Origin of the sequence: Streptomyces sp. NPDC057307 (genome assembly GCF_042667665.1) — a bacterium.
Lineage (GTDB): Bacteria > Actinomycetota > Actinomycetes > Streptomycetales > Streptomycetaceae > Streptomyces.
Window position 1 is genome coordinate 172,248 of sequence record NZ_JBHUZM010000001.1, and the last position, 24,610, is coordinate 196,857.

The 24,610-nt window shown below is 70.7% G+C and carries 25 protein-coding genes; 11 read left to right on the forward strand and 14 right to left on the reverse strand.

Annotated features, from left to right (window positions below; translation table 11 throughout):
• Positions 1–21 precede the first annotated feature (21 nt).
• From ACFUN8_RS00740 to ACFUN8_RS00760, 5 genes are all read right to left on the reverse strand, one after another.
• Positions 22–1,479, reverse strand: coding sequence for a lysine N(6)-hydroxylase/L-ornithine N(5)-oxygenase family protein (locus ACFUN8_RS00740; RefSeq protein ID WP_383629666.1), 1,458 nt, complete (start codon positions 1,477–1,479; stop codon positions 22–24).
• Positions 1,476–3,263 (reverse strand): IucA/IucC family protein, encoded by a 1,788-nt coding sequence (locus ACFUN8_RS00745; RefSeq protein ID WP_383629668.1) that lies wholly within the window; start codon positions 3,261–3,263, stop codon positions 1,476–1,478. The genes ACFUN8_RS00740 and ACFUN8_RS00745 overlap by 4 nt, the downstream gene beginning before the upstream one ends.
• Before the next feature lie 212 nt (positions 3,264–3,475).
• A complete protein-coding gene (locus tag ACFUN8_RS00750) occupies positions 3,476–5,080 on the reverse strand; it encodes a pyridoxal phosphate-dependent decarboxylase family protein (RefSeq protein WP_383629670.1) in 1,605 nt (534 codons plus the stop codon).
• The gene (locus ACFUN8_RS00755; protein WP_383629672.1) at positions 5,077–6,501 is read right to left on the reverse strand and encodes a diaminobutyrate--2-oxoglutarate transaminase; all 1,425 of its coding nucleotides are present in this window, start codon (positions 6,499–6,501) and stop codon (positions 5,077–5,079) included. Before ACFUN8_RS00755 ends, ACFUN8_RS00750 begins: the two co-directional genes overlap by 4 nt.
• A gap of 121 nt (positions 6,502–6,622) precedes the next feature.
• Positions 6,623–7,867 (reverse strand): alanine racemase, encoded by a 1,245-nt coding sequence (locus ACFUN8_RS00760; RefSeq protein ID WP_383629674.1) that lies wholly within the window; start codon positions 7,865–7,867, stop codon positions 6,623–6,625.
• Between the two features lie 513 nt (positions 7,868–8,380).
• Here ACFUN8_RS00760 and ACFUN8_RS00765 point away from each other — a divergent pair.
• Positions 8,381–10,888, forward strand: a complete 2,508-nt coding sequence (locus tag ACFUN8_RS00765) for a hypothetical protein (protein ID WP_383629676.1) — start codon at positions 8,381–8,383, stop codon at positions 10,886–10,888.
• Positions 10,889–11,008: 120 nt separating this feature from the next.
• On the opposite strand, the gene ACFUN8_RS00770 is transcribed toward ACFUN8_RS00765, so the two are convergent.
• Positions 11,009–11,398 (reverse strand): MerR family transcriptional regulator, encoded by a 390-nt coding sequence (locus ACFUN8_RS00770; protein ID WP_383629677.1) that lies wholly within the window; start codon positions 11,396–11,398, stop codon positions 11,009–11,011.
• 82 nt (positions 11,399–11,480) lie between these two features.
• Between ACFUN8_RS00770 and ACFUN8_RS00775 the strand changes: the two genes are divergently transcribed.
• Together ACFUN8_RS00775 and ACFUN8_RS00780 are read left to right on the forward strand one after the other, a co-directional pair.
• Positions 11,481–12,395 (forward strand): NAD(P)-dependent oxidoreductase, encoded by a 915-nt coding sequence (locus ACFUN8_RS00775; RefSeq protein WP_383629679.1) that lies wholly within the window; start codon positions 11,481–11,483, stop codon positions 12,393–12,395.
• Entirely contained in the window at positions 12,392–12,814 is a 423-nt protein-coding gene (locus tag ACFUN8_RS00780; protein ID WP_382572018.1) for a PPOX class F420-dependent oxidoreductase, read from the forward strand. Before ACFUN8_RS00775 ends, ACFUN8_RS00780 begins: the two co-directional genes overlap by 4 nt.
• Before the next feature lie 22 nt (positions 12,815–12,836).
• Here the strand turns inward: ACFUN8_RS00780 and ACFUN8_RS00785 are convergent, their stop codons facing one another.
• Positions 12,837–13,229, reverse strand: coding sequence for a peptidase inhibitor family I36 protein (locus ACFUN8_RS00785; protein WP_383629682.1), 393 nt, complete (start codon positions 13,227–13,229; stop codon positions 12,837–12,839).
• 186 nt (positions 13,230–13,415) lie between these two features.
• Positions 13,416–13,658: a hypothetical protein gene (locus ACFUN8_RS00790; RefSeq protein ID WP_383629684.1), complete on the reverse strand. Its 243-nt coding sequence runs from the start codon at positions 13,656–13,658 to the stop codon at positions 13,416–13,418.
• Positions 13,659–13,724: 66 nt separating this feature from the next.
• Between ACFUN8_RS00790 and ACFUN8_RS00795 the strand changes: the two genes are divergently transcribed.
• The gene (locus ACFUN8_RS00795; protein WP_383629686.1) at positions 13,725–14,024 is read left to right on the forward strand and encodes a hypothetical protein; all 300 of its coding nucleotides are present in this window, start codon (positions 13,725–13,727) and stop codon (positions 14,022–14,024) included.
• A gap of 19 nt (positions 14,025–14,043) precedes the next feature.
• Here the strand turns inward: ACFUN8_RS00795 and ACFUN8_RS00800 are convergent, their stop codons facing one another.
• A complete protein-coding gene (locus ACFUN8_RS00800) occupies positions 14,044–14,250 on the reverse strand; it encodes a hypothetical protein (protein ID WP_383629688.1) in 207 nt (68 codons plus the stop codon).
• A gap of 305 nt (positions 14,251–14,555) precedes the next feature.
• Here ACFUN8_RS00800 and ACFUN8_RS00805 point away from each other — a divergent pair, with 305 nt between their 5' ends.
• From ACFUN8_RS00805 to ACFUN8_RS00815, 3 genes are read left to right on the forward strand one after another with little or no spacing between them, the layout of a single operon-like run.
• Complete coding sequence (locus ACFUN8_RS00805) at positions 14,556–15,383, forward strand: Scr1 family TA system antitoxin-like transcriptional regulator (RefSeq protein ID WP_383629690.1); 828 nt, start codon at positions 14,556–14,558, stop codon at positions 15,381–15,383.
• Complete coding sequence (locus ACFUN8_RS00810) at positions 15,380–15,580, forward strand: DUF397 domain-containing protein (protein WP_383629692.1); 201 nt, start codon at positions 15,380–15,382, stop codon at positions 15,578–15,580. Before ACFUN8_RS00805 ends, ACFUN8_RS00810 begins: the two co-directional genes overlap by 4 nt.
• A gap of 23 nt (positions 15,581–15,603) precedes the next feature.
• The gene (locus tag ACFUN8_RS00815; RefSeq protein ID WP_383629694.1) at positions 15,604–15,822 is read left to right on the forward strand and encodes a DUF397 domain-containing protein; all 219 of its coding nucleotides are present in this window, start codon (positions 15,604–15,606) and stop codon (positions 15,820–15,822) included.
• A gap of 16 nt (positions 15,823–15,838) precedes the next feature.
• Here the strand turns inward: ACFUN8_RS00815 and ACFUN8_RS00820 are convergent, their stop codons facing one another.
• Positions 15,839–16,513, reverse strand: a complete 675-nt coding sequence (locus ACFUN8_RS00820) for a class I SAM-dependent methyltransferase (protein ID WP_383629695.1) — start codon at positions 16,511–16,513, stop codon at positions 15,839–15,841.
• 167 nt (positions 16,514–16,680) lie between these two features.
• Positions 16,681–17,121 (reverse strand): hypothetical protein, encoded by a 441-nt coding sequence (locus tag ACFUN8_RS00825; RefSeq protein ID WP_383629696.1) that lies wholly within the window; start codon positions 17,119–17,121, stop codon positions 16,681–16,683.
• Between the two features lie 196 nt (positions 17,122–17,317).
• On the opposite strand from ACFUN8_RS00825, the gene ACFUN8_RS00830 reads away from it, so the two are divergent.
• Positions 17,318–18,604, forward strand: a complete 1,287-nt coding sequence (locus ACFUN8_RS00830) for a transcriptional regulator (RefSeq protein WP_383629697.1) — start codon at positions 17,318–17,320, stop codon at positions 18,602–18,604.
• A gap of 83 nt (positions 18,605–18,687) precedes the next feature.
• On the opposite strand, the gene ACFUN8_RS00835 is transcribed toward ACFUN8_RS00830, so the two are convergent.
• The gene (locus ACFUN8_RS00835; RefSeq protein ID WP_383629698.1) at positions 18,688–19,374 is read right to left on the reverse strand and encodes a hypothetical protein; all 687 of its coding nucleotides are present in this window, start codon (positions 19,372–19,374) and stop codon (positions 18,688–18,690) included.
• Positions 19,375–19,720: 346 nt separating this feature from the next.
• Positions 19,721–20,176, reverse strand: a complete 456-nt coding sequence (locus ACFUN8_RS00840; RefSeq protein WP_383629700.1) for a hypothetical protein — start codon at positions 20,174–20,176, stop codon at positions 19,721–19,723.
• 232 nt (positions 20,177–20,408) lie between these two features.
• Between ACFUN8_RS00840 and ACFUN8_RS00845 the strand changes: the two genes are divergently transcribed.
• Together ACFUN8_RS00845 and ACFUN8_RS00850 are read left to right on the forward strand one after the other, a co-directional pair.
• Positions 20,409–21,293 (forward strand): helix-turn-helix domain-containing protein, encoded by an 885-nt coding sequence (locus ACFUN8_RS00845; protein WP_383629702.1) that lies wholly within the window; start codon positions 20,409–20,411, stop codon positions 21,291–21,293.
• On the forward strand, positions 21,290–22,090 hold the full coding sequence (locus ACFUN8_RS00850) for an SAM-dependent methyltransferase (RefSeq protein ID WP_383629704.1): 801 nt from the start codon (positions 21,290–21,292) through the stop codon (positions 22,088–22,090). The genes ACFUN8_RS00845 and ACFUN8_RS00850 overlap by 4 nt, the downstream gene beginning before the upstream one ends.
• Positions 22,091–22,203: 113 nt before the next feature.
• On the opposite strand, the gene ACFUN8_RS00855 is transcribed toward ACFUN8_RS00850, so the two are convergent.
• On the reverse strand, positions 22,204–23,751 hold the full coding sequence (locus tag ACFUN8_RS00855; RefSeq protein ID WP_383629706.1) for an MFS transporter: 1,548 nt from the start codon (positions 23,749–23,751) through the stop codon (positions 22,204–22,206).
• 172 nt (positions 23,752–23,923) lie between these two features.
• On the opposite strand from ACFUN8_RS00855, the gene ACFUN8_RS00860 reads away from it, so the two are divergent.
• Complete coding sequence (locus ACFUN8_RS00860) at positions 23,924–24,577, forward strand: TetR/AcrR family transcriptional regulator (protein ID WP_383629766.1); 654 nt, start codon at positions 23,924–23,926, stop codon at positions 24,575–24,577.
• Positions 24,578–24,610: the final 33 nt, after the last annotated feature.

Sequence of the window (24,610 nt, forward strand, 5' to 3'; positions counted from 1 at the left end):
ATGGCTGAATGCTCCAGACTCTCAGGGCCGGACGACCGCCGCCGGGACGGCACCGGAGTCGCCGTCGGACTGGGACCGGGACCCGGACTCCGCACGCGGGACCCCGAATGTCGTCCACGCCGCGTGGTGCGGCACCCGCAGTACCGTGCGGCCCGCCACCGCGTTCAGGATCGTCGCCGCCCGCCAGGCGCCGAGCGTCAGGTCGGGCGCGCCGACGCCGTGCGTGTGCAGCTCGGCGTTCTGGACGTACAGCCCGCCCGAGACCCGGGGGTCGAGCGCGACGCGGTAGTCGCCGTCTATGCGATAGCGGCCCTTGTCGTCCCAGTCCACCAGGGCGCTGTCCAGGAACGCGGGGCGCGACGCCGCGTAGCCGGTCGCCGACACGATCGCGGACGTACGGATCTCGAAGAGCGCGTCCTGCTGGGTGTGACGACACGTCAGCAAAAAGCCGTCCTGGGCGACTTCGGCGGCGACGATGGCAACCCCCGGATGCAGCGCGGCTCTTGGCTCCGCACCGCCGATCGTCCGCTCGTACAACTCGTCGTGCAGTTCGGCCAGCGTCTCCTCGCTGACGCCCTTGTAGAGCTGCCACTGCTCCGCCACGAGCTGTTCCCGCCGCTCCTCGGGGAGGGCGCGGAAGTAGCGGATGTAGTCGGGCGTGAAGTGTTCGAGGCCGATCTTGGAGTACTCCATCGGTGCGAACGCGTTCGTGCGGGCGAGCCAGCGGACATACGGTCCGCCCGCCCCGTCTCCGTCCTGGTGCCGCAGCAGGTCAAGCGCGACCTCCGCGCCGGACTGGCCGGCCCCGATGACGGTCACGTCGTCGCAGGCCGCGAGCCGCGCGCGGTGCGTGCGGTAGTCGGCGCTGTGCAGAACACGGCCCTTGTGCCCGCCGTCCGCGAGCAGCGGACGCAGCGGCTCCGGCACGACCGGGTTCGTCCCCACCCCGAGGACGATCTGCCGGGCGCGCACCCGTGTACGGGTCCCGTCCGCCGCGCGATGGGCGACGACGAACACGTCGTCCGTCTCGTCCCAGCCCAACTGCTCCACCTGCGCGTCGAATTGGCAGGACGGCAGCGCGTCCGAGACCCAGCGGCAGTAGGCGTCGTACTCGCGGCGCGGTATGTGGAAGCGCTCCGAGAAGAAGAAGGGGAACATCCGGTCGTGATGGCGCAGGTAGTTGAGGTACGACCACGGGCTCGTCGGGTCGACCATCGTCACCAGGTCCGCCAGGAAGGGGACTTGGAGGGTGGTGCCCTCCATCAGCAGGCCGGGGTGCCAGGAGAAGGCGGGCTTCGCGTCGAGGAACAGCGTGCGCAGCTCCGGCGCACCGTCCGCGAGCGCGGCGAGCGAGAGGTTGAACGGGCCGATCCCGACGCCGACCAGGTCGTACACGTCGTGCGTGTCGTGCACATCACGCGCGTCGTGCACATCATGCGCGTCGTGCACATCATGCGCGTGGGGGGTGGACTCGGTCACCGGCGGGCCTCCGCGAGGGGGTTGGTCAGGTCGACGTAGACGGACTGGGACTGGACGTCCCCGACAAGCTCGTCGAGCCCGTCCACGCAGGTCAGATAGTTGCCCTTGCACCGCAGCACGGGCGCGTCGAGCAGCAGGTCGAGCAGCCCCTTCGCCCCGGGCTCGGCGGCCCGCAGCCGCTCCAGCCGGGCGCGCAGCACACGCAACAGGTCGCCCTCGTCGGCCAGCCCGCGCGCGCCGAACGCGCCGACGAGGCCGAGGAGGTTGTTGATGCCGAGGTAGTACGCGACGCGCTCGTCCACGAACGCGTCCTCGAAGACGAGATCGAGCCCGTCGGCCGCGCCGGGCAACAGTCGCTCCACGGAAGCCGCGTGGGAGGCGGCGACGTAGTAGCCCTGGCTGTCGCGGTACCAGCCCGCGCGCGGCAGTCCGTGCGCGTCGAGCGCGACGAGGGTGTTCTGGTGGTGCGGTTCCAGCGCGATCCCGTACCAGGCGTGCAGCCTGATGAGCGGCACGGCGAGTACGTCGAGATACGCGGCCAGCCAGCGCGCGGACGCCTCGGCGGTCGAGACGCCGTGGGCGCGGGCGGTACGGGCGACGGCCTCGGCGAGCAGCGCGCGGTACGGGGGCGGCGACCCGTCGCCGGGCCCGGTGCGCTCGGCGACCAGCCCGGCGACGCAGAGACCCTGGGGGCCGCCGCGCCGGAAGGGGTTGTCGCGTACGGCGGTCTCCAACCCGGTCTCCGTGTCGCGGCCCGCCGACACCCACCCGAAGTCGCGCAGTATCCCGAACTCCGGGTGCTCGGCGCGCAGCCTCTCGGCGGGCCCGGCGGCCAGCAGCCGCGCGGCCCGCACACCGAGGCGCATCTCGCTACGGAGGTTGTTGCGGCGGGAGTTGGTGATGCGCATGCCGAGGGAGAGCTTCAGCATGACGTCGGCGTCGGGCCGGTGCACGGTCCGTACGGAAGACGTCGGGTGCCAGTCGGGCCCGGCGGGTCCCAGGGGCCGCAGCAACCCGGCGTCGACGAGCGCGGCGACGGCGGGCCGCGCGAGGACGTCCCTGGCCTGCCACGGATGCGCGGGCACCACGGCCATCCCGTCCGGCACCCGCAGGTCGAGCCCGGCGGTGAGGGGGCGCAGCAACTCGGCGGGAGTACGGCCGTCGGCGCTCTCGCCGACGAGGATGTCCGGGTGCACGGCGAACCAGTGCAGCGGGAGGGACCCGCGCAACTCCGGTGAGTACGAGTCGAGTTCGACGTCCGAGGCTTCCTCGCGGCTCTTGGGCGCGGGATGGAACGGGTGCCCCAGGAGCAGCGCCTGCTCGGCGTCGAGGAAGGGCGTCGGGCCGCGCGTTCCCGGCTCCTCGGCCCGGCGCCGAACGAGGTGGGCCCCGGTCCGCGCGGCGGAGTCGAGCACGCGCGCGACGGCGTCCCCACCGAGATGCGGCAGCGCGCCGCGCCCGAGGGTGGACTCCCGGACGAGCGCGGCGGCGACGAGCGAGACATCGGCGGGCAGGCTGCCGCCACCCCGGTCGGCGGAGGTGACGACGCGGACGGCCCCGAACCGGTGCCACCCGGTGTCGGACCGGTACAGCACCCGCACGCGCAGGGTCAGCGCGCTGCACGGCAGCGACAGGTACAACACCGCGCCGGTGCACGGCACTTCGACGCCGGTCTCCCGGACGTACGCGCGCAGCAGCGTCTCGGTGGCGGCGGAGTCGGCGGCGCGGAGCGGATCGGGATGATCGAGGGGATCAAGCCCCTTCGGCCCCTCCGTTCGCCCCACCGCCGGCGCGCCATCCAACTCCTCGCCCTCACTCAGCCTTCCGGGCTCAACCAGCCCTTCGCCCCTTCCGGGACCGGCGGACCATTTCAGCCCCTCGGCCTCGCTGCTGGGACCAGAGGACCATTTCAGCCCCTCCGGCGTTTGAGGAGCGGGGTCCGGGGCAGCGCCCCGGTCGGAGTCCGCCGCAGCGCCCCGCCCACCGGCCTCCCCGCTCACGCCCCCTCCTCCGCCACACCCGCCGCCACCACCGCGTCCAGCAACCGCTCCACCTCCACCGCCGTCGTGTACGGGTTCAGCAGCGTCAGCTTCAGTCGTACGCGCCCCGGCCCCTCCCCCGGCAGCTCCGTACGGCCCACCACCGCGCCGCCCTCCCTCAGCAACCGCCGCCGCAGCGAAGCGTTCAGCTGATCGACGCGGGCCTCGTCCACCGCCTCGTCCACCGCCTCGTCCTCCGCCCCCTCCGGCACGTACCGGAACAGGAACGCCGTCAGCACCGGATCCCCGCCGTCGGGCCCGCCGCCGCCGTGCAGCTCCAGCCTCGGATGCGCGGCCACCGCCCGTGCCCCCGCCACCGCCAGCTCGTGGCACGCGTCGACCAGCCGCCCCAGACCCTCCCGGCCCAGCGTCCGCAGCGTCACCGCGATCTTGAAGGCGTCCGCGCGGCGCGTCGTACGCAGGGACAGACCCAGCAGGCTCGGATAGCCCGCCTCCTCGTCGTCCGCCGGGTTCAGATAGACCGCGCGGCGGGCGAGCGAGGCGTACGTCTCCGACTTCCGCACCAGGAAGATCCCCGCGGCGGCCGGCTGCCAGCCCAGCTTGTGCCAGTCCAGGGAGACGGAGTCGGCCAGTTCGATGCCGTCCAGCAGGGGTGCCAGCCGGTCGGACAGCAGCGCGCCGCCCCCGTACGCGGCGTCCACGTGCAGCCAGGCCCCGTACTCCGCCGCCAGCTCCGCGCACTTCCGCAGCGGGTCGAACGCCCCGGTGTCGGTCGTACCGGCGGTCGCGACGATCGCGACCGGCAGTTGTCCGCGCTCGACGCAGCGCTCCAGCGCCGCCGTCAACGCGCTTGTCCTCATTCGGAGTTGGGAGTCGACCGCGACCGGGATCACCGAGTCCTCGCCGAGCCCGAGCAGGGCCGCCGCCCGCTGCACCGAGAAGTGCGCCGCGGCGGACGCCAGGATCCGGGGCCGCGCCCCGGCCGCCGACCCCAAACCCGCACCCAGCCCCCTCGGCACACCCGTCATCTCGATCTGCCGGCCCGTCGCGGCGCCCAGCACCCGGTCCCTGGCCAGCATCAGGCCCATCAGGTTGGACTCGGTACCGCCCGAGGTCAGCACACCCGCCGCCGCGGCGGGGTCGTACCCGAGCATGCCCGCCAACTCCTCAAGGAGCAGCGTTTCCAGGGCGGTTGCGGCCGGTGCCTGGTCCCACGAGTCCTGCGAGGGGTTCAGCGCGGACACCGCCAGGTCGGCGGCGACGGCGACGGCCAGCGGCGGGCAGTGCAGATGCGCCGCGCAGGCGGGGTCGGCCGGGTCCGCGCTGCCGTACGCGAGGACCTCGGTGAGCCGGCCGAGCGCCCCGGCACCGCTCGCGGCGCCGAACGCCTCGGCCACGCCCGCCGTGATCCCGCCCGGCGAGGCGGCCGCGACCGGCCCCCCGCGCCGGGCCGCGCCCTCCGCGAGCGCGTCCAACACCTCACGTACCAGGGGCTCCAGAGCCGCCGCGCCGCCCACGCCGCCCGACAACTCCGTGCCCGTCGCCGGTCGCAGTGCCCGCAGTGCTTCCTCGACGGCGGCGCCCAGCGCCTGAGTCGTCACGCCGCCCGCCCCGCGACACGGGAGGAGGACGCCTCGACGATCGCGTCCGTCAGCCTCTCCAGCACCGATTCCGCCTCCTCGTCCGTGATCACCAGCGGCGGCAGCAGCCGCACCGTCGACCCGAACCGCCCGCCCAGCTCCAGGATCAACCCCCGTCGCAGACAACCCTCCTGGACCCGCGCCGCCAGCTCCGGCGCCACCGGCCGGGACCCGCACGAGTCCAACGGCCCCTCCGGGTCGACGATTTCGACGCCGATCATCAGTCCTCGTCCGCGCACGTCGCCGATCAGCGGCAGTTCGGACCGCAGCCCCTCCAGCCGCGCCGACATCCGCGCGCCGACCGTCGCCGCCCGCTCCACGAGACCTTCGCCCGTGACGTACCGGAGCGTCGCCGCGCCCGTCGCCATCGCCAGCGTGTTGCCCCGGAACGTGCCGGTGTGCGCGCCGGGCAGCCACCCGTCGTACTCCTGGTCGTACACGATCACCGCCAACGGCAGCCCGCCGCCGATCGCCTTCGACATCACCATCACGTCGGGCACGACGCCGCTGTGCTCGACCGCCCAGTAGGCACCGGTGCGCCCGACACCGGTCTGCACCTCGTCCACGATCAGCGGGATGTCGCGCTCGCGCGTGATCCGCCGCATCTCGCGCAGCCACCCGTCGGGCGCGGGCACGGCCCCGCCCTCGCCCTGGACCGCTTCGAGGATCATCGCCGCCGGCCGTACGACGCCGCCCGACGGATCGTCCAGCAGCCGTTCGGTGTACGTCGCCGCCAGCTCCGCGCCGCGCTCGCCGCCGACGCCGAACGGGCAGCGGTACGCGTACGGGTACGGCAGCCGCGTCACCTCACCACCCGCCGCGCCCCCGCCCGGCACCGGCTCCTTGACGGCCACGCTGCCGGTCGTCGCCAGCGCGCCCGCCGTCATCCCGTGGTACGCCCCGGTGAACGCGAGCACCCCGCGCCGGCCGGTCGCCGTCTGTGTCAGCTTCAGCGCGGCCTCGACGGCGTCCGTCCCGGCGGGACCGCAGAAGTGCACACGGGCGCGGTCGGCGAACGCCTTCGGAAGCGTCCCGAACAGCGCGTCCGTGAAGTCGTCCTTCTCGGGCGTCGCGAGGTCGAGCACGTGCAGCGGGGCCCCGCTGTCGAGCGTGCGCTGGATGGCCTCGCGCACGACGGGGTGGTTGTGGCCGAGCGCGAGCGTTCCGGCGCCGGAGAGGCAGTCGAGATAGCGCCGGCCGTCGGTGCCCTCGATGGTCATGCCGTGGGCGCGGGCCGGGACGATCGGGAAGGAACGGGCGTACGTACGGGCGGACGACTCCCTGGCCCGCTGCCGCTCCAGGATGGAGTCGGCGGTGGCTTCCGCGGGTCGCCCGGCGGCGGACGGCGCGGCCGCGGGCAACGTGACAGCGGGAACGGTCATGGAACGGCTCCGGATGATGAGGGTGAGGAGGGAGAAGAGGCGTGGGCCCTGAAGACACGCCCCCGGAAAGACACGCCCTGTAGGACACGTCCCGAGGAGACACGCCCTGACGAGGCACGCCCTAGAGCAGCTGCCGCCCGGCGACCGGGTGCCCGAGGAAGGAGTGCATGGCGAACTCCCACCCGTAGGAACCGGCGTTGGGGAAGACGACGAGATCACCCGCGCGCACCCGCTCGACGAGGACGTCCCGAAGCAGGGTGTCCTCTGGTGTGCACAGCTCGCCCACGACGGTGACACGCGTATGTTCCGCGGCGGGCCTCGGACACTCCTCGCCCGCCTCCCACGCGTCGACGGGCAGGACTGCGACGTTGTGCACGATGTCCCACGAGGTGGGCAGCTGGAAGTGGTTGATTCCGCCACGCAGTACGGCGAACCACTCGCCGTACGAGGCTTTGACGTCCGTCACCTCGGCCGCGTACCAGCCGCAGTCCGCGACCAGGAACCGGCCGGGCTCCAGCACGACCTTCACCCCCACGGGTGGCTCGACGAGCGCGATGAGTTCACCGAACCGGGCCATGTCGAAGGGGGTCTCGCCCTCGAAGGCGACGCCTATGCCGCCGCCGATGTCGACGTGCCGCAGCTCGATGCCGGTAGCGGCTGCCGTGGTCACGCTCCACTCGACGCACCAACGAAGGTACGCCGCATGGGTGTCGGCGTCGAGGTTGTTCGACGCGGCGTGGATGTGGAAGCCGACGATGTCGAGGCCGGGGAGTCCGCGGGCGGCGTCGAGCACACCGGGTACGTCGGGCTCGGCGACACCGAACTGCGAGGGCGCGCCGCCCATGTGGAGCGAGCCGCTGATCGGGATGTCGGCCGGATTGACGCGCAGCGCGACGCGCGCGGTGACGCCTTCGGCGACGGCGATACGGCTGATCCGGTGGAGTTCCAGCAGGCTCTCGGCGTTGACGGCCTCGACGCGGGCGCGCACGAGAGCGGTGAGGACGGGCACGGACTTGGCGGGCCCGGCGGCGACGACGGCGGGGGTGCCCGTGAACCCGCCCGTCGCCAGGGCGAGTTCCAGCTCGGTCACGGACGCGACCTCGAAGCCGTCGACGTACGGGGCGAGGGCGCGGACGACGCCGGGGAAGGAGTTGGCCTTCACCGCGTAGTAGACGGCCGCCCAGTCGGGCAGCGCGGCCCGCAACTCCCGGGCCCGCGCGGCGGCGACCTCTCCGTCGTACACGTACGCCGACACGGGCTCGGCGCCGCGCGCCAGCTCCAGCAGTCGGCTGCGGACGGCGGCCGGCAGGACGTCCACGGGGTGGGCGACGAGCGGCGCGGCGGAGGGCGGGAACTGGACGGACACGACGGTTTCAACCTCGGTTGGGGGGTGGGGGATCGACCGGTTTCGGCTGGCGGCCCGCGGTATCAGGGTACGAGCGCCCCCTCCAGATAGACGGATCGGCCAAGAACGTCGACGGATGCCTTACAGTCCGGCCAATTGTTAGGCGAGCCTAACCTAATGCCTCGTCCGGGAGACTCCAAAGTAATCCATACGTGGGGGGAGATTTCCGGGCACCAGGACGGCACCCTTCATTTCCTCCGGAGGCTCCCCGACCACGAGCTGTCCGGACAGCCGATCTTGGGCCCGACGTGGGCCCCTGGACCCTTCGTAATGGGTCTCGCCCGTACATACCGTGGCGAGGTACGCGTCACGGCTGAACCCGGTGAGGGGCCGGACATCTAAAGCAGTTGCTGAAAGGTTTCTCCGTTGTCGGACTCACAGGGCCTGGCGTTCCAGGCCGGCACCCCAGGACACCGATGGGAGTTGCCGCGATCACTGGCCGCAACCCGGGTTCTGTTGTATTTGATGTTCGGGTTGACGCTGTTGGGTGGCGTGGGTGTGCTGGACTCGCTGCTGGGGCTGGGTTCGCGTGTGTCGGTTGCGGTGGCTGTGGCGGCGGTGTACGCGGTGGTGCCGGGTGTGGTGGCGGTGGTGCTGGCGGGGCGGTTGTGGACCGGGGGGAGGGTGGTGTGGTTCGCGTTGGTCGCTCTGCAGGTGTGGTTGCTGGTGGGTGGCGTCGTGAACTTGTACGGGGGTTCGGCACGGGGTGTCAGCCAGTTGCTGCTGCCGGGTGTGCTGCTGGGGTTGGTGGGTGTGGGGGCGAGCCGGTCGTGGTTCGCGCTGCCGGCGGAGGAGCGGGTGGTGAGGCCGCGGTGGACGTGGGAGCGGTTGCGCCGGGTGGCGGTGCCGTCGGTTCCGCATCTGATCACCTGGCGTCGTAACCGGGGGCAGTCGACGGTCGAGTACGTGGGCATGGTGGGCCTGGTCGCGCTCATCGTCGGGACCCTGTTGTTCAGTGGTGTGGCACCCGCGATTTCCGACGGGCTGCGGACGCAGGTCTGCAACATCCTGGGCGGCGACTGCGAAGCGACGACGGTCGCGGGCGACGGCAACAACGGCGGAGGAGACAACGGCGGCGGTAGCGCCAATGGTGGCGGGGGTTCGAACGGCGGAAGCGGTGCCAACGGCGGCGGTGGGAACAACGGCGGAGGCGACTCCGGCGGCGGTGACAACGGCGGCGGCGCCAACGGCGGGGGCTCCTCGTCAGGCGGCGGGTCCAACGGCGGTGGGAACAACGGCGGCGGCGGCGACTCGGGCGGCGATGACAACGTTGGCGGGGCCAGCGGCGGCGGTTCGAACGGCGGCGGTAGCGGGAACAGCGGCGGGGGCTCCTCCTCAGGCGGCGGGTCCGACGGCGGCGGCAACAACTCCGGCGGTTCGAACGGCGGAGGCTCCAACAACGGCGGTAGCTCCAACTCCGGCGGGTCGGACAGCGGCGGGTCAGACGATGACGATGACGACACCGGCGGCGCCTCCGGCGGCGGCTCCAACAGCGGTGGTTCCAACAGCGGCGGTTCCAACAGCGGCGGTTCGTCCGGTGGTGGCTCCTCCAGCGGCGGCGGGAACAACGGCGGCAACTCCTCCTCCGGCGGCTCCAACAGCGGCGGTTCGGATGACGACGATGACGACAACGGCGTCGTCGCCGGCGGCGGTTCCTCCAGTGGCGGATCCTCCAGCAACGGCGGCAGCTCCAACTCCGGCGGCTCGTCCGGCGGCAAAAGCTCCGGCGGCGGCTCCAGTGGTGGTGGTTCCAACGGCGGCGGGTCCAACGGTGGCGCCGGCTCCATCGGCGGGATGGCCAGTGGCGGGCTCATCGGTGGATTCACCAGTGGCGGACTGATCGGCGGCCTCATCGGCGGCGGCTCCTCCGGCGGTTCGTCCGGCGGTGGCTCATCCTCCGGCGGCGGTTCGAGCAGCGGCGGCTCCTCCGGCGGCAGTTCGTCCACCGGCGGGTCGGAGGACAACGACGACAACGACGATGACGAAGACGACGAGGACGAGGACGAGGAAAACGACTGCCTGGACGGCTCCAACGGCGGCGGCTCAAACGGCGGCAGCTCCGGCGGTGGTGACTCAGGCGGTGGTGACTCCGGCGGCGGTAACAGCGGAGGTGCGGTCTCCGGCGGCATCGGTGGGATCTCCGGCGGCGGTGGCGGGCGCCGCCTGATCTCCTGGGACGAGTCTCGTACGGACGTTGTCGTCCCTCCCACCCTGCGCGCAGCCGGCAGCGGGCGCTACGCACTCGCCTCGGCCGGTGGTGAGGTCGTCTACGCGGCCGGCTCCGGAGCCCCTTCCCCGCTGGGCTTGCTGGACGCGGTGTCCGGGTTCTCCCTCTCCGGCGTCGACACCTTCCAGGACGCGAAAGACAGGCTCCAGAACAAGATCGGACTCACAGACGAGCCGGTCCATCCGCCGCCGGACAAGCCGCAGGACGAACCCGAGGATGAGCCGGAGGACGAGCCCGAGGACGAGCCGGAGCCGGGCCCCGAGACGGAGGGGGACAGCTGCGGGCTCCGGAAGCCCAACCCTCACCCGGAGGTGGCGGCCGACCCCGACGTGAATACGTCGGGCATCCCGGACGAGGTGGTCTGGCGCGACAACGACAAGCCCCTGTACCGCTTCGACAACCGTCCCCCCAAAGAGATCTTCGTGAACGACTTCGAGCCGAAGGACCCGAAGTACTCGAATCTGTACGACTACGTCACGCAGAACACGGACTCGGCGTTCGTCGGGACGACGACGAACGACGAACCTGATCTGCAGTACGAAGCCAAGTACCGGTACGACATCGACGCGCCGGGCGGAATCGACGTCAACGCGACGTTCGGCGACAACAGTCGCTGGTCCAGCGAGAACGAGATCGCCTTCCCCGGCGGGATCGACTCCTCGTACATCAAGGGCGCCTGGACGCTCCAGGACGACGGCAGTTGGGGCGAGTACGTGGAGAACCCGTACTACGTGCCGCCGAACGAGCGGGACTGACAACCGCGGTCGCGCCGTACCGGCTACCGGCCGCTCACCACCGGGTCGTGGGATTCCCACGGCCCGGTGGGCCATTTTCCGGCGCGGCTCCGACGCGGCTCCGACGCGCCCACGGCGTACTCAGGCGTCGCACGCCCCGGACAGGACGTACGGCGATGCCTGCCGCTCGGTGGCTTCGATGAACTCCTGCAGCGTCCGGCGCGAACGCAGCAGCGTGTCGATGTGGTCGTCCAGTCCCCGCTGGCGTGCCCGAAGCATCTCCAAGACGTCGTCGCACGGCATGAGTTCGGGCCCCACGCCGGTCGCGCAGGGCAGCAGGAACGCGATCTGCTCCGTCGAGAGGCCCGCTTCGAGCAGCCTTCTGATCTGTGTCACGGTCACGACGGCATCGCTCCCGTACTCGCGGTAGCCGTTGGCGCCGCGCTCCGGTTCGAGCAGGCCCTGGGCCTCGTAGTACCGCAATTGATGAGCGTTGACGCGCGTCCGCCGGCTCAGCTCCCCGATCAGCATGTCGGCTCCCCCTTGACCTTCATATCGGTATGAACGTTGAGGATTCTGTCACGCGCACCCCAGCCATACCGAGGAGCGAAGAATGAACGCTGCCGCACCCGTGACGGTCGTCGGCCTGGGCCTGATGGGCCGGGCGCTGGCCGAGACGTTTCTCCACGAGGGCCACCCCACAACCGTGTGGAACCGTACGGCGGCCAAGGCCGAACCGCTGGTCGCCAAGGGCGCGAAGCTCGCCGATTCGGTCACCGACGCCGTCGCGGCGAGCCCGCTCGTGGTCGTCTGCGTGTCCGACTACGACGCCGTCCACGCGCTGCTCGACCCGCTGGGCGACGTACTCGACGGCCGCGTCCTGGTGAACCTGACGTCGGGCACGTCCGAGGGAGCCCGCGCGACGGCCAAGTGGGCGGCGGGGCACGGCAGTACGTACCTCGACGGCGCGATACTGGCGGACCCGGACGGCGTCGGCACGGCGGACGCCGTCATCCTCCACAGCGGGCCGCGCGCGGCCTTCGAGGCGCACGAGCCGACCCTCAGGCTTCTCGGCGGGGGCACGACGCACCTCGGCGAGGACCACGGTCTGTCGTCGCTGCACGACGTGGCGGTGCTGGGCCTGATGTGGGGCATCCTGAACAGCTTCCTGCAGGGCGCCGCCGTGCTCGGCGCGGCGGGGGTGGACGCCTCGACGTTCGCGCCGCTCGCGACCCGGAGCATCAAAACGGTGGCGGACTGGGTCGGCGGCTACGCGGAACAGATCGACACGGGCGCGTACCCGGCCGTCGATGCCACGCTGGACACCCATGTGGCGTCGATGGGCCACCTCGTCCACGAGAGTGAAGCCCTCGGCGTGAGCGCAGAGTTCCCGAAGTTCATGAAGTCCTTCGCGGACCGGGCCGTGGCGGCCGGTCATGGCGGCGAGGGTTACGCGACGCTGATCGAGCAGTTCCGCAAGCAGTCCAAGCCCGCCAAGCCCTCGGAAGAACGGGATCAACAGACATGACCTTCAACCCGCGCACGCTGCTCGCGGCGAGCCGCCTCGGCGTCCTCGCCACGATCAAGTCGGACGGCCTGCCGCAGCTGTCCCCCGTGATGCCTTTCTACGACGAGGAGGCCGGCGTCCTCCACGTATCGATGACGGAGGGCCGCGCGAAGACGACGAACCTGCGCCGGGACCCCCGGGCCGCCCTGGAGGTCACCAGCCCGGACGGCTGGTCCTGGGCGACGGCCGAGGGCCCGGTCACCCTCACGGGCCCCGGCACCGACCCCCACGGCCCGGAGGTCGAGGCCCTGGTCGACTACTACCGCCGCGCCTCCGGGGAACACCCGGACTGGGACGAGTACCGCGCGGTGATGGTGTCGGACCGCCGCGTCCTGATGACGATGACGGTGGACCACGTGTACGGCGCGAAGATCGCCTGACGGCGGGGCACCGGCGGGGTGATCAGCAGCCCCCCACCCACAGCGAGCTGATGTTGTCCTCCCGGTTGTACTGGACCGTGTCACCCCGCCAGTTCCCCACCGCCCACGTGGCGCCGTCGCGGTTGATGTTCAGCCACGTGCAGAAGGTATTGCCGGTCCTGTTCCACACGGAGGAGATCTTGTCGTTCAGCCGAAAGTCACGAAGGTCGTCGGACCCCAGCTGGAAGCGCGCCATGTCCCCCCACCCGCCTCTGTCCTCCCAGGCACAGAACCAGCCGACGGGACAGTCCTGATACGCGGTGATCGTCGCGGCCGTTTCGGGACTCGCGGGGGACGCCTGCGCACTGGGCGTGGATGCCATGGCCACGACCGCGGCGAGTGAGAGCGCGGCAGAGAGTCCGGTGAACCGTCGCATGATGGATGCCTTTCCTTCGATTCCCGCAATGCCGGGATGTCCGGACATTGCTTCGATCTACGTTGTCTCCTCGAATTCGCAGTTGCCAATGCGGTGGCGTCGGCGCGATGGTGTGCTCACGGGGGCGCACGGAGGTGCGCCGCCGAGGGTACGACGCGAAGATCGCCCGACTGCGGGGCCGGCGCTTCAGCTAGGCCCGGCCGGGGCCCCGAAGATCCGACGACGGGCGTCGTCGTGCGGGATACCGGGGCCGGTCTCCCCGCGTTCCTTGCTCGCCAGATACTCCGCGGTGACCCGCTGATATTCGAGCTCTTCCAGCTCGGCCGGAGCCTGGCGGGCGAGTGATCCGAGCTTGTTGCGCGCCTCGGTGAGGGGATGGGCCGGCGGCCAACAGTCCGGGCACAGCGAGTGCCCGCGCCTCTCAGCCACAACCGCCTCCGAGCCCGTGTCCTCTTGGGCTGCCGCTCGTTGCGGATGGCCGGAGGTGATTACCGTATGAAGGGTGATCGGCAGCCGAAGTCGGATGTCGAAGCGGCGACGCGTGAGTGGTCGTTCGTCATGTACCCCGAACACGAGCCGACGCAGGAGCAGTCCGACCGTTTCGACCGTGCGGACGCCCTCGCCGGCGGTCAGGTCGGCTGGGAGCAGGATCAACAAGGCACGCGTTTCCCCTGCGTAGTGCGGGCTCCCCAGCTGGAAGCGGCCGTGGCCTGGGCCGTTGAGCGGCTGGGTGAACTGGGGTTGCCGATCGCGCGGGTCGAGACGACCGAAGGCGGGGAGACCCCTCTCCGGTAGCGGTCGGCGCGACCCGGCACTACGCACCACCCGAACGCTCCTCCGGCGGACGGTAGTCCGGGCACAGCGAGTGCCCGCACTCGCACGGCGGCCAGCGGTGGACGGCGTCCCCGGGGAGCAGCGGCTCCTCGGAACGGCGCCCGTCCGTACGGACCACCAGGACGCCGTCCGTGCCGAACCGCTCCGTCAGCCGCGCCAGTTGCCTGCGGGCGTTGCTCTGCGTCATTCCGTACCTCGCCTCAATCGGTGGAGCACGCGCTCCAACAGCTCCCGGGTGACGGGGTCATAGACGCGCGGCACACCCTCGGGCACGAGCCGCCAGAAGCCTCCGGCATGGATGGCGGCTTCAAGTTCCGCCGTGCCGGGGTGTGTTGGGGCGGGCCGCTCGGGTCCCTGTTCGCACATGGAGGGGTGCGCCTTCCGTCATCGCGTCATTACCGTCTGTGCATCAAGAATCGGCCGTCGCGCGTACGCTGAACAGGGAGGCCGGTTGGACAGCCGTGGCTGTCCCAAGACCGTTCGGGGATACGTATGACCGTCGAAAACGAGACCGTCGAGCACGCCGATCCGACGCTGTCGCCTCTCGCCCACTTCGGCTGTGAGGTACGGCTGGAACGCGAACGTCTCGGCATGTCGCGCAGCGAGTTGGGCAAGGAGGCGCACTGCGGCTACTCGCTCGTCGCGAAGATCGAAGCGGGCGATCGCGTTCCGGCGCTGTCGTTCGCGGAGACGTGCGACCGGGTGTTCCCGTACTCCAACGGCCGTTTCGAACGGCTGTGGCCGCTGGCGTTGCGCTGGGCGTTCCCGCCGTGGTTTCGGCGGTACGTCGAGCTCGAATGGACCGCGACCAAGCTGCAGATGTTCCACCCGCTGCTACTCCCCGGGATCGTCCAGACCGAGGAGTACGCACGGGCCGTACTCCAGGCCGGGCGTCCGACCAACCTCGACGACCTCGTCACGGCACGGATGGAGCGCCAGCGCATCCTTGAGCGGGAGAGGCCAACACGGCTTTGGCTTGTGCTGAACGAGGGGGTCCTGCGGAACACGGTGGGCGACGCAGCCGTCATGTCGAAGCAGCTCAGGCGCCTTCATGAGCTGGCTCAGTGCCCCCCGCACGTCGTGCAGATCGTGCCGACCCAAGGGAACAACCACCTGGCGGCCAGCCCCTTCGGCCTGCTGTCCTTCAAAGAGGGCTCGGACATCGTTCACGTCGACGGGTTTCCACGCGGCTACCTTCTGGCCGACATCGACGACGTGACCCTGGCGAACGATGCCTATGATCTGCTCAAGTCAATGGCCGCACCGCCGGATGAGTCGGCAGACATGATCGACTCCATCTCAAAGGACTGCTACTCATGATCGAGCCCACGCACATCCCGGAAGAGAACTGGCGGAGTTCGAGTTACAGCCAGAGCAACGGCGGCGAGTGCGTCCAGATGGCCGTCGGGATACCCGGTGTCGTCCCTGTCCGCGACAGCAAGCAGCCGTTGGGACCCGTCCTCGCCATCTCCCCCACCGCCTGGGCCGGCTTCGTCGCGTACGCCGCCGAGCACTAGCCACTGACGGAGGGACCGCTCCCATGAACGCGCCAGAACGCATCCCCAACCGTGCATGGCGCAAGTCCAGCTACAGCGGCACCGGTGGCAACAACTGCCTTGAATGGGCCCCCGCCCACATCCCCACCACCGGCACCGTCCCGGTCCGCGACTCCAAGGACCCCGCCGGCCCCGTCCTCACCCTCACCCCCACCGCCTGGACGGACTTCGTCGCGTACGCCGCCGGCGAAGGCACCCAGTAGGACCGGACCCCGCCCGTCATACAGGGCCCCGCGCGGTCACGAGCAGTGTGCCGAGCCTGTCGGGCACGGGGGCGGGTAGCACGTCGGCGGTGACGCCGGTGAAACCGTGCCTCTTCAGGAGGTCCGCCCACATCTGGGGCGCGTACTGCCAGCGGAGTACGGTCAGTTCACCGCCGCGGCCCTCCAGCCACGGGCCGCCCATGGGTTGCGGCCCGTACGCGCCGGGGGCCGGCTCCGCCTGGCTGAAGGCGAAAACACCACCAGGCGCGAGCCTCTTGGCGACCAGGGGAAACAGACGTTCCGGATCGGTGAACCACACCGCGCCCCAGACGGAGTAGACGGCGTCGTACGTGGCGGTGTTCGTCGCGAGGTGTTCGGTCGCGTCGGCGTGGACGAAGGTCAGGCGGGGCTCGTCCCTCCACCAGGTACTCGCGCGGGCCACCTGCACGGGTGAGAGGTCCACACCGGTGACCTCGACGCCTTGACGAGCGAGGCAGACCGCCTCTTTGCCCTCCGCCGGTCCCAGATCCAGTGCGGTCGCCGGTCGGCCGAGCCGTTCATGGTCCGGGCCGTGGCCGGGATACTGCGTCCACTCGAAACGTCCGACCACGGGCCGCGGCTGTTCCCCGGCCTCCCGGTGTGGCATGTACGTGTCCCAGTACTCGGCGGGAGTCTGTGGCGCACGGGGCATGGAGCACCTCGGAGTGGTCGGTGAGGCTCATCGAGCTGGTCACCGTACCTGCGCCGTCCTGCCGTCCGCGGGGGAATGAGCCACCGCTGTCCGCGATCGAACTCGTGAGAACCCGTGAGAACCCGAAGGCGCTCACGGCACCTTCGGGCACGATCTCCTGTGGCCGCTCAGTGGCAGTTCGCCCCCGGACGGCACGGGCCGCACTTGCCGTAGTCGGCTTCCCACAGCTTCCAGTCGACGCCGAAGCCGTTGTCGGCCAGGATCTGCGCGGTCCGCTCGACGGATCCGTCGTACTTGAAGTCGATCTCAGGAATGTGTTCCAGGAACCGTCCGCCGAAGTTCCGGTGGCAGAACTCCCGGTAGTTGCGGGTGTCGAGGATGAAGACATGGACGGCGATGTCGACGGTGCGCCCGCAGCACATCTCCAGACCCTGGCCCCACTTCTCCATGGCCGTGATCAGGTAGGAGACGGCGGCGTGGAAGAGCCGTGTCGCCATTACCTCGTCGAACGGGTAGTCCCTCATGAGGAGCTGGATCTCGCGGTCCCAGACCTCCGGTTTCACATAGTCGCGGGGATCACGGAGCGTGGTCCTGACGGCAGTTGCCATGCTGGCCTCCGATGCGCCCGAACTCCGCCCGGTGGCCGAGTTCGCCCTCTCACAACACCGCCAACCGGCCCGCCGCGGTGATCAGTTGGCGTCTCGCGGAAGCCGTTTGCAGAACGTGCACGCGCCGTGTACGACTCGCACCGGACCGGTTACGTTGAGCAGGCAGCCCTGCCGGAAAATGGCGAGTGGAGGCCCGGTGCGTGCCGATCAGTTGTGGAACTCGGGCGCGGTTCGCACGCTTGTGGCCGCTCAAGATCCGGGAGGTCTGATACGGCTGGGTCGCCTGGGTCACGGGTGGCATCAGGCCGAACTGGGCAACCGCATTGGGTGTTCCGCGTCGACCGTTTCACGGCTGGAGCAGCAGGGGCGACGCGCCGATCTGGATCTCGTCCGGCACGCCGCCCGGGAGGTGGGCATGCCGATGTATGTCCTAGCCGCGTCTCTCGGTCTTGTGGTGTCTCCGGCCACTAGAGTTGCGCCGGATTGGCCACGTTGTCCCGAGGAGGACCCGATGCGCCGCCGCTCACTGCTCGCCGCCGGCCTTGCCGGTCCCGCCGCGCTTCTCGGCGGCCTGGACGACGCTTTCGCCAGCATGCCCGATCCCACCGGTTCGTCGGCACCGTTGGACGGCCGTCTGGAAGTGGCCAGGGCGCACTTCGATGCCGGTCGCCACGACAAGCTTCTGGCGGCCCTCCCCGGGCTTCTCGCTGACGCCCATCACGTTGCGCGGACCCGCGAACCTCTGCCCCTCGCCCGCCTGTCGGCGACCTACAGCCTGGCCAGTCAAGTACTCACGAAGATCGGTCGGTACGAGCAGTCCCGGCTGAGCGCGGACCGGGCGACCGTGTACGCCGACTGGTCCGGGTCGCCACTTGTCGCCGCAGCGGCGGCCCGCGAATTGAGCATCGTGCTCCGCCACCAGGACCAGCCCGTGTCGGCTCAGCGGCATATCCTCGATGCCGTCTCGAAGGTCGAAGAGACGGGCCTACGGACCGACGCCCAGGCCGCCGCGTACGCACAGATGCTGTGCACGACCTCGTACACCGCCGCTCGTGCCGGCGACAGGGACCAGGCAACGGCCATGATCCATGCCGCCACCCTGGCGGCACGCGCCCTGCCCCGGGAGGCCCCTACCGGCCGTCTCTTCCCCATCACCCCGGCCGCCGTCGACCTCTACGCCGTCGGAGTCCATTGGGCTCTGGGCGACGCGGGAGCGGCACTCGAAGCAGGTCGCCGGCTGCGGACCGAGCAGTTCCCCACAGCCGAGCGCAAGGGCCGCATGCACACGGACCTCGCCCGTGCGTGGTGGCAGTGGGCGAAGCCCGAGCAGACAGCAGTTGAGTTGCTGGCCGCCGTTCGCGTCTCTCCGGCGGAGGTCCGTGACCGCCCGGCGATCCGGAACATCGTCACCGATCTCCGTACGCGCCACGCTCAGGTTCCCGGAGTACGAGCACTGGTCGCGGCCGTCGGCGTCACTACCTGACAGGGCCGTACATCCGCACCTGACGGCGCCCCCAAAGAGTGTGCCGCGCCTCCGGGGCTGAGGGGTCCCCCGAGGCGCGGCGGTCAGCGGCCCTGGTACGACGGTCCGTCCGTGCGTATCGGGCCGAGTACGGGGATCGCGCCCAGGACCTCGATCGGGATCACCGCTCCGGTGTCCGTGGCCTCCGGGCGGGTCAGGTGGATCGCCAGGTTCGCGATCTGCTGGGCGCGGTGGGCGCGGCCCTGGCGGGGGAGGTCCTGGGGGGTTCCGTAGGTGATGACGTTGACCGTGACGTCCGAGCCGCGGCACTCGTGGACCAGGTGCCACGCCAGGCTCATCAGGTCGGCGTGCGGGGCGCCGCCCGCCAGGGCGGAGCCGCGGCCCAGGCCCTTCGTGGAGGCGATCAGGACGATCCGGCCGTGGCCGGCCTCGCGCATGCCGGGGAGTGTGCGGCCGATGATCGCGTTCGCGCGGGCCCGGGTGCCGGCCGCCGCCGCGAGGGAGGACTCCTCGCCGTGGCGGTCGTGCCGGTCGGCGTCCACGACCAGGACGTCCACGACTCCGTGGCCGGTTTCGAACTCCGAGACGGCGGCGTCCAGTTGAAGGCCGTCGCTCACGTCGCACCGTACGTTGTACAGCTCGTCGGGAGGCGTCCCGCGCTCGTAGAGGAACCCGACCCAGTCGTCCTGACGGGCGTACGCGGCGGCCACGCTCTCGGCGCTCCCGCTCGCCCCGCTGACAACCAGCACCGAACGGCTCACGTCTGCCACTCCCCCACTGTGCGTGACCTCGCGGTCGCGCAAAGAAACCTGCGGCTCGGCGCTCGTCGGCCGGTACCAGGCGGTCCATCTGCGGGCGCGCGCGGGCCGCGGCAGGCGATGACCGGCGGCGGCACTCGCCGTATGAGCGCCCGCCGCGTGGGCTCCCCCGTGACGCGCGCCGGCGTGGGCCGGAGTGGTGGTGTCGTGCGCGGGCTCATCGGATGCGGCACCCCTCAATGCGTCCACTGCAGCCTCTCCAAGACGTCCAGGACGGGCTGGTCGGAGCCCATCGGGCCGTACCCACCGGACAGCGATACGAGCGTCGGTACGCGTTTCAACCGGATCAATCGGACGCTCACGGCTGCGCGCTGAGGCAGGGCGCCTCGGCCGGGAGGGTGGCCGAGGCCGCCCAACTGCCTTGCTGCGCGACGATGTTGACCGGGGCTCCGCACCGCTTCGTCAGGACCTCGGCCAGCCTCACGCAGTCGTCGCCGACGACATCAGCACCGGCCTGGTCCACCGGACCGCCCTGCGACGGCACCGTCGCCACTTCGCCGGGCTCGGGCATCGTGTCCAGGATCGTGACGCTGACTCTTATGGCGACGCCGTCCTCCGGTCCGGACCGCTTCGTCACTCCGAGGTAGTAGCCGCTGACTCCGACGACACTCATGGCGTGCCCGGCCAGCTGAGCCGCGACCTCTTCGCAGGCCACGATCTTCGCCTCGGGCCAGCCGAGGCCGACCAGTTCCTTGCGGACGATGCGGCGCGCGACCTGGATCTGCTCCGGAACGGCCGGTAGTGAAACGTGCATGGCATCGGTTCTCCGTAGCCCCCCGCCTCTCACGCTCGATCAGCGTGCCGGCGGGGTCGGTTCCCGACCCTGGCGCGGCGGTCTGGGGGGTGCCGCGTAGGGGAACTCCGTGTTCCATCGTAGCCACGACCCGGACACTCTGCAACGTGACAGAGTTCCGATCGGCGGTATCGTGGTGCGCGCTGAAGGAGAGGAAAAGACCCTCCCCACCCGCGGACGCGAGGAGGGCCCGGTGAGTCAGCCACGATCCGGCCCTACGGTCGCTTTGCGGTGTTTCGGAGCAGATCTGCGCCGTCGGCGCGAAGGCGCCGGCATGACGCTCCAAGGCGTCGCGGAGGCGATCAAGAAGGACCGGGCGACCCCGGCTCGCTGGGAGAACGCGGAGACGGTGCCGAATCCGCGCATGGTCGCCGTGCTGCTCGACCTCTACGGCACGCCCATCGCCGAGCGCGCCGAGGTCCTTCACGCGCTGGACGAGGCGAAGAAGCCGGGGTGGTGGCACCCCTGGCGCGAGGTCGCAGAGGTCGGCGTCATCGATCTGGAATCCGCGGCGACCGGCATCCGCTCGTACGCGCCGGGAGTGCTGCCCGATCTGCTCCAGACCACGGAGTACGCGGAAGCCCTGATGAGTCTTCGGAACCCGTACGAGGACCCCGCCGTACGGCGCCTTCGGCTGGAACTGCTGGAGGCCCGCAAGGAGCACACCATCCGAGGCGGACCCGGCGGCGCGAACAACGAGGACCGGGCCGGTCTGTGGGTGCTGCTGGAGCAGGCCACCCTGCGGCGCAGAGTGGGCGGATCCGGGGTGATGGCCCGTCAACTGGACTATCTTGAAGCCCATATCGCCGATGTCGGTTCGTCGGTGGCCATCCAGGTCATTCCGCCCGGCGTACCGCACCCGCTGGCCATCAGCCTCTGCGGCCATCTCGAAATTCTCCGCTTCAAGGAGTTCGGGATGGGTGAGAGGCTGATTCAGATCGGTCTCCACCCGGCCATGACGCTCATCACCGACGACTCCGACGCAGTGGAGAACTACCGAATGGCGGTGGATGTGACCAGTGGATACGCGCCACCTCGTTTCACCCCTCTGCCCCTGACGAGTAAGGACTTCGGATGAGCGACTCCGTACGCCCCGGAACCAATGTCATGCCCACCCTCCCCAACTCCGCGCGGATCTGGAACTACGCCCAGGGCGGCCAGGACAACTACCAGGTGGACCGGGATCTCTGCGATGTCATGCTGAACGCCTTCCCGGAGATCAAGACCGCGGCCATGGAGTCGCGCGCCTTCCAGGAGCGGGTGGCGGACTACGTCGTCCGCGAGGGCGGGGTCCGCCAACTCCTCGATCTCGGCACGGGCATTCCCACCGCGAGCGCCACCCACGGCATGGCGCAGAAGGCGGCCGCGGAGTCGCGCGTCGTCTACGTCGACAACGACCCCGTCGTCCTCAACCACGCCAGTTCACTGCGGAGTTCACCCGAAGGCAAGATCCACTATCTCCAGCAGGACTTCCGACTGGTGGACAAGGTCCTCGAAGGCGCGTCGAAGACGCTGAACCTGGACGAGCCCGTCGCCCTCCTGGTGCTCTCCACCCTCGGACACTTCCCGCCCGCCGAGGCGGCCGACCTCGTCGAGCAGTACACGAGCCGCCTCGCCTCCGGCTCGTACCTGGCGGTGTGCGACACGATCGAGACGCCCGGCGTGCTCAAGATGCAGGAGCACTACCTGGCGGCCGACCCCGAAGGGGCCTATCTCGCCCGTACGCCCGACCAGATCGCCGCCTGCGCCCGCGGACTCGACCTGCTCCCGCCGGGCCTGCGCCCGCTGCCGGAACTTCTCGTACCGGCCGGGAAGCCGGTCCCGGACGGGGCGGCCGACTGCGTCCAGTGGGGGTTCGTGGCGGTCAAGCCGTAGGGCGATCAAGCTGTAGGGCAGGCGATCAGGCCGTGGGGCGTACCGGTCGCACGGAGCGGGCGGACAGACTGTCCGCCCGCCCGCCCCCTCCGTACCGCCGTACGACCCGACGGTCAGCCGGCCGCCGCCACCTCCGTCGTGCGGCGCGGGCGCAGCAGGACCGTCGCCACCACGGCGGCCAGGAGCATGATGCCCATCGCCACCAGCAGGCCGACGCCGAAGCCGTCGACGGTGCCCGCCGTCACGGCGTCCGGACCGGAGCCGTGGGTACGCAGATACGCCGCCGTGGCCGTCGTCGCGACCGTGTTGAACAGCGCCGTGCCCACCGCACCGCCCACCTGCTGCCCGGCGTTGAACGCGGCGGACGCCGTCCCCATGTCCGCGTAGCTCACCTCCGCCGTCGCCAGACTCGTCGCGGCCGTGAGGACGACGCCGAGGCCCAGGCCGATCAAGAGCTGCGCCGGGGTCAGATACAGGGCCAGTACGTGCTCACTGTCCGCCTCCAGGAAGGAGAGGATCAGCAGCCCGGCGGCCATGGCGAGCAGGCCGGGGACCATCAGGGCCCGGATGCTCACACGGGACAGCAGGCGGCCCGCGATCAGCATCGAGCCGATCAGGGACCCGACGACCAGCACCATGATGGTGAGACCGGCCTCGACGGGCGAGTAGCCGAGGACGGTCTGCGCGTAGTAGCTCAGGAACAGGAAGCAGCCGAAGAGCGCGGCCAGCATCAACGCGGAGACGAGGAACGCCGCGCCGCGCGCCCGGTGCCTCAACACCCGCACCGGCAGCAGGGGTTGGCGTACGCGCGCCTCGACCGAGCCGAACATGACGAGCAGCGCCACGCTCGCGAAGAGCAGCACGAGCACCAACGGGTCGTCCCAGCCGCGTGATTCGGCCTGGCTCAGGCCGTAGACGAGCGCGGTGAGGCCGCTGACGCTGAGCAGTACCCCGGGGATGTCGAGCCCACGGATGTCGAACCCGGCACCGGACCCTCTACGGTTGCCCGTTCCTTCGTCACGGCGTACGTACGGCAGGCCGAGCAGCGCGACCGCCGCGATGGGCACGTTGACCCACAGGCACCACCGCCAGTCCAGGAACTCCGTGAGCACCCCGCCGGCCAGCAGCCCGACCCCCGAACCGGCCGCCCCCATCGCGCCGTACACCCCGAACGCCTTCCCCCGCTCCTTCGGATCGGTGAACGTCAGCGTCAGCAGCGACAGTGCCGCCGGGGCCATGGCCGCCGCGAAGACGCCTTGCAGCGCGCGGGCGCCGAACAGCACGCCGGTGCCGTTCGCGGCGCCGCCCAGCGCGGACGCGGCGGCGAAGCCGATGAGACTGATCAGGAACGTACGGCGGTGGCCGACGAGCCCGCTGATCCGGCCGCCGAGCAGGAGCAGGCCGCCGAACGGCAGGACGTAGGCGATGATCGCCCACTGCCGGTCACCGTCCGACATGCCCAACTCGCTCTGCATCGAGGGCAGCGCGATGTTCACGATCGTGCCGTCCAGAACGATCATGAGCTGGGCGAGGGCGATCACCATGAGCGGCCACCAGCGCCTCGGATCCGGCGCCCCACCCGCCGTCTCCGCCCCGGTCTCTGCCGCCGTCTCTTCCGCCCTCTCTCCCTCGGGCCCCTGTTTCTGATCTTGCTGGCGCATGCGTCTGCCACCCCTCTAGTACGACGTACCAGTACCAGTACGTTGTTCCGGTCGAGCGCCATACTAGGCTCTCGGCGACACCGGTGAAGCGGAGGTACGGGCCATCAAGGGCAAGCAGAGCGGCCAGAAACGCCAGGTCACAGGCCGTGCGGGCGGCGCGAAAAGTGTCTGGCTGCGGGAGTCGCGGGCCGCGCGCGAGCAGCCCCCGCTGACCCGCACGCGCATCGTGGAAGAGGCGGTGGCCCTGCTGGACGAGGAGGGCATCGACGGTCTGACCATGCGCCGGCTGGCCGAGCGGATCGGCTCCGGTGTCACCACGCTGTACTGGCACGTCGACACCAAGGACGACGTCGTCGACCTCGCGCTCGACGCGATCCTCGGCGAACTGCCGCCCGCGCGCCCGGCCGATACCGGTGACACCGAGTGGCGCGCCGCCATCGTCGCGCTGCTGGTCGACTGGCGTACGACGATGCTCCGCCACCCCTGGTCGGCGGCGCTGCTCCAGCGCCCGACCCTGGGCCCGAATCTGCTCGCCCGGATGGAGTTCCTGCAGGCCACCCTCGTACGGCCCGGCTTCAGCGGCACGCATCTGCACGCCGCCACGTGGACGCTCTACGACTACCTGATGGGCGCGACGGTCGCGCGGGCCAGCTTCCAGATGTCCGCCGAGGACCGCGAGACGGCTCAGCAGCGGCTACGGGACCGGAGCGACGAGTACCCGACGCTCAGCGCGAACGAGTACATGCTGGAGGACGACTGGGACGGCACGTTCCTGACGGGCCTGGGGTATGTGCTGGACGGGATCGCGGCGGCCGAGAAGCGCTGAGGCGGCGAGCCACGGCCGGGCGGCGTTGGTCGT

What these genes read in the sequence shown, in the direction of transcription:
- ACFUN8_RS00825 (WP_383629696.1), bottom strand. Translation starts at nt 17,121, where the DNA reads ATGGCAACTGCCGTCAGGACCACGCTCCGTGATCCCCGCGACTATGTG.
- ACFUN8_RS00820 (WP_383629695.1), bottom strand. Translation starts at nt 16,513, where the DNA reads ATGCCCCGTGCGCCACAGACTCCCGCCGAGTACTGGGACACGTACATG.
- ACFUN8_RS00855 (WP_383629706.1), bottom strand. Translation starts at nt 23,751, where the DNA reads ATGCGCCAGCAAGATCAGAAACAGGGGCCCGAGGGAGAGAGGGCGGAA.
- ACFUN8_RS00780 (WP_382572018.1), top strand. Translation starts at nt 12,392, where the DNA reads ATGACCTTCAACCCGCGCACGCTGCTCGCGGCGAGCCGCCTCGGCGTC.
- ACFUN8_RS00805 (WP_383629690.1), top strand. Translation starts at nt 14,556, where the DNA reads ATGACCGTCGAAAACGAGACCGTCGAGCACGCCGATCCGACGCTGTCG.
- ACFUN8_RS00755 (WP_383629672.1), bottom strand. Translation starts at nt 6,501, where the DNA reads ATGACCGTTCCCGCTGTCACGTTGCCCGCGGCCGCGCCGTCCGCCGCC.
- ACFUN8_RS00775 (WP_383629679.1), top strand. Translation starts at nt 11,481, where the DNA reads ATGAACGCTGCCGCACCCGTGACGGTCGTCGGCCTGGGCCTGATGGGC.
- ACFUN8_RS00770 (WP_383629677.1), bottom strand. Translation starts at nt 11,398, where the DNA reads ATGCTGATCGGGGAGCTGAGCCGGCGGACGCGCGTCAACGCTCATCAA.
- ACFUN8_RS00810 (WP_383629692.1), top strand. Translation starts at nt 15,380, where the DNA reads ATGATCGAGCCCACGCACATCCCGGAAGAGAACTGGCGGAGTTCGAGT.
- ACFUN8_RS00850 (WP_383629704.1), top strand. Translation starts at nt 21,290, where the DNA reads ATGAGCGACTCCGTACGCCCCGGAACCAATGTCATGCCCACCCTCCCC.
- ACFUN8_RS00785 (WP_383629682.1), bottom strand. Translation starts at nt 13,229, where the DNA reads ATGCGACGGTTCACCGGACTCTCTGCCGCGCTCTCACTCGCCGCGGTC.
- ACFUN8_RS00815 (WP_383629694.1), top strand. Translation starts at nt 15,604, where the DNA reads ATGAACGCGCCAGAACGCATCCCCAACCGTGCATGGCGCAAGTCCAGC.
- ACFUN8_RS00840 (WP_383629700.1), bottom strand. Translation starts at nt 20,176, where the DNA reads ATGCACGTTTCACTACCGGCCGTTCCGGAGCAGATCCAGGTCGCGCGC.
- ACFUN8_RS00795 (WP_383629686.1), top strand. Translation starts at nt 13,725, where the DNA reads ATGAAGGGTGATCGGCAGCCGAAGTCGGATGTCGAAGCGGCGACGCGT.
- ACFUN8_RS00800 (WP_383629688.1), bottom strand. Translation starts at nt 14,250, where the DNA reads ATGACGCAGAGCAACGCCCGCAGGCAACTGGCGCGGCTGACGGAGCGG.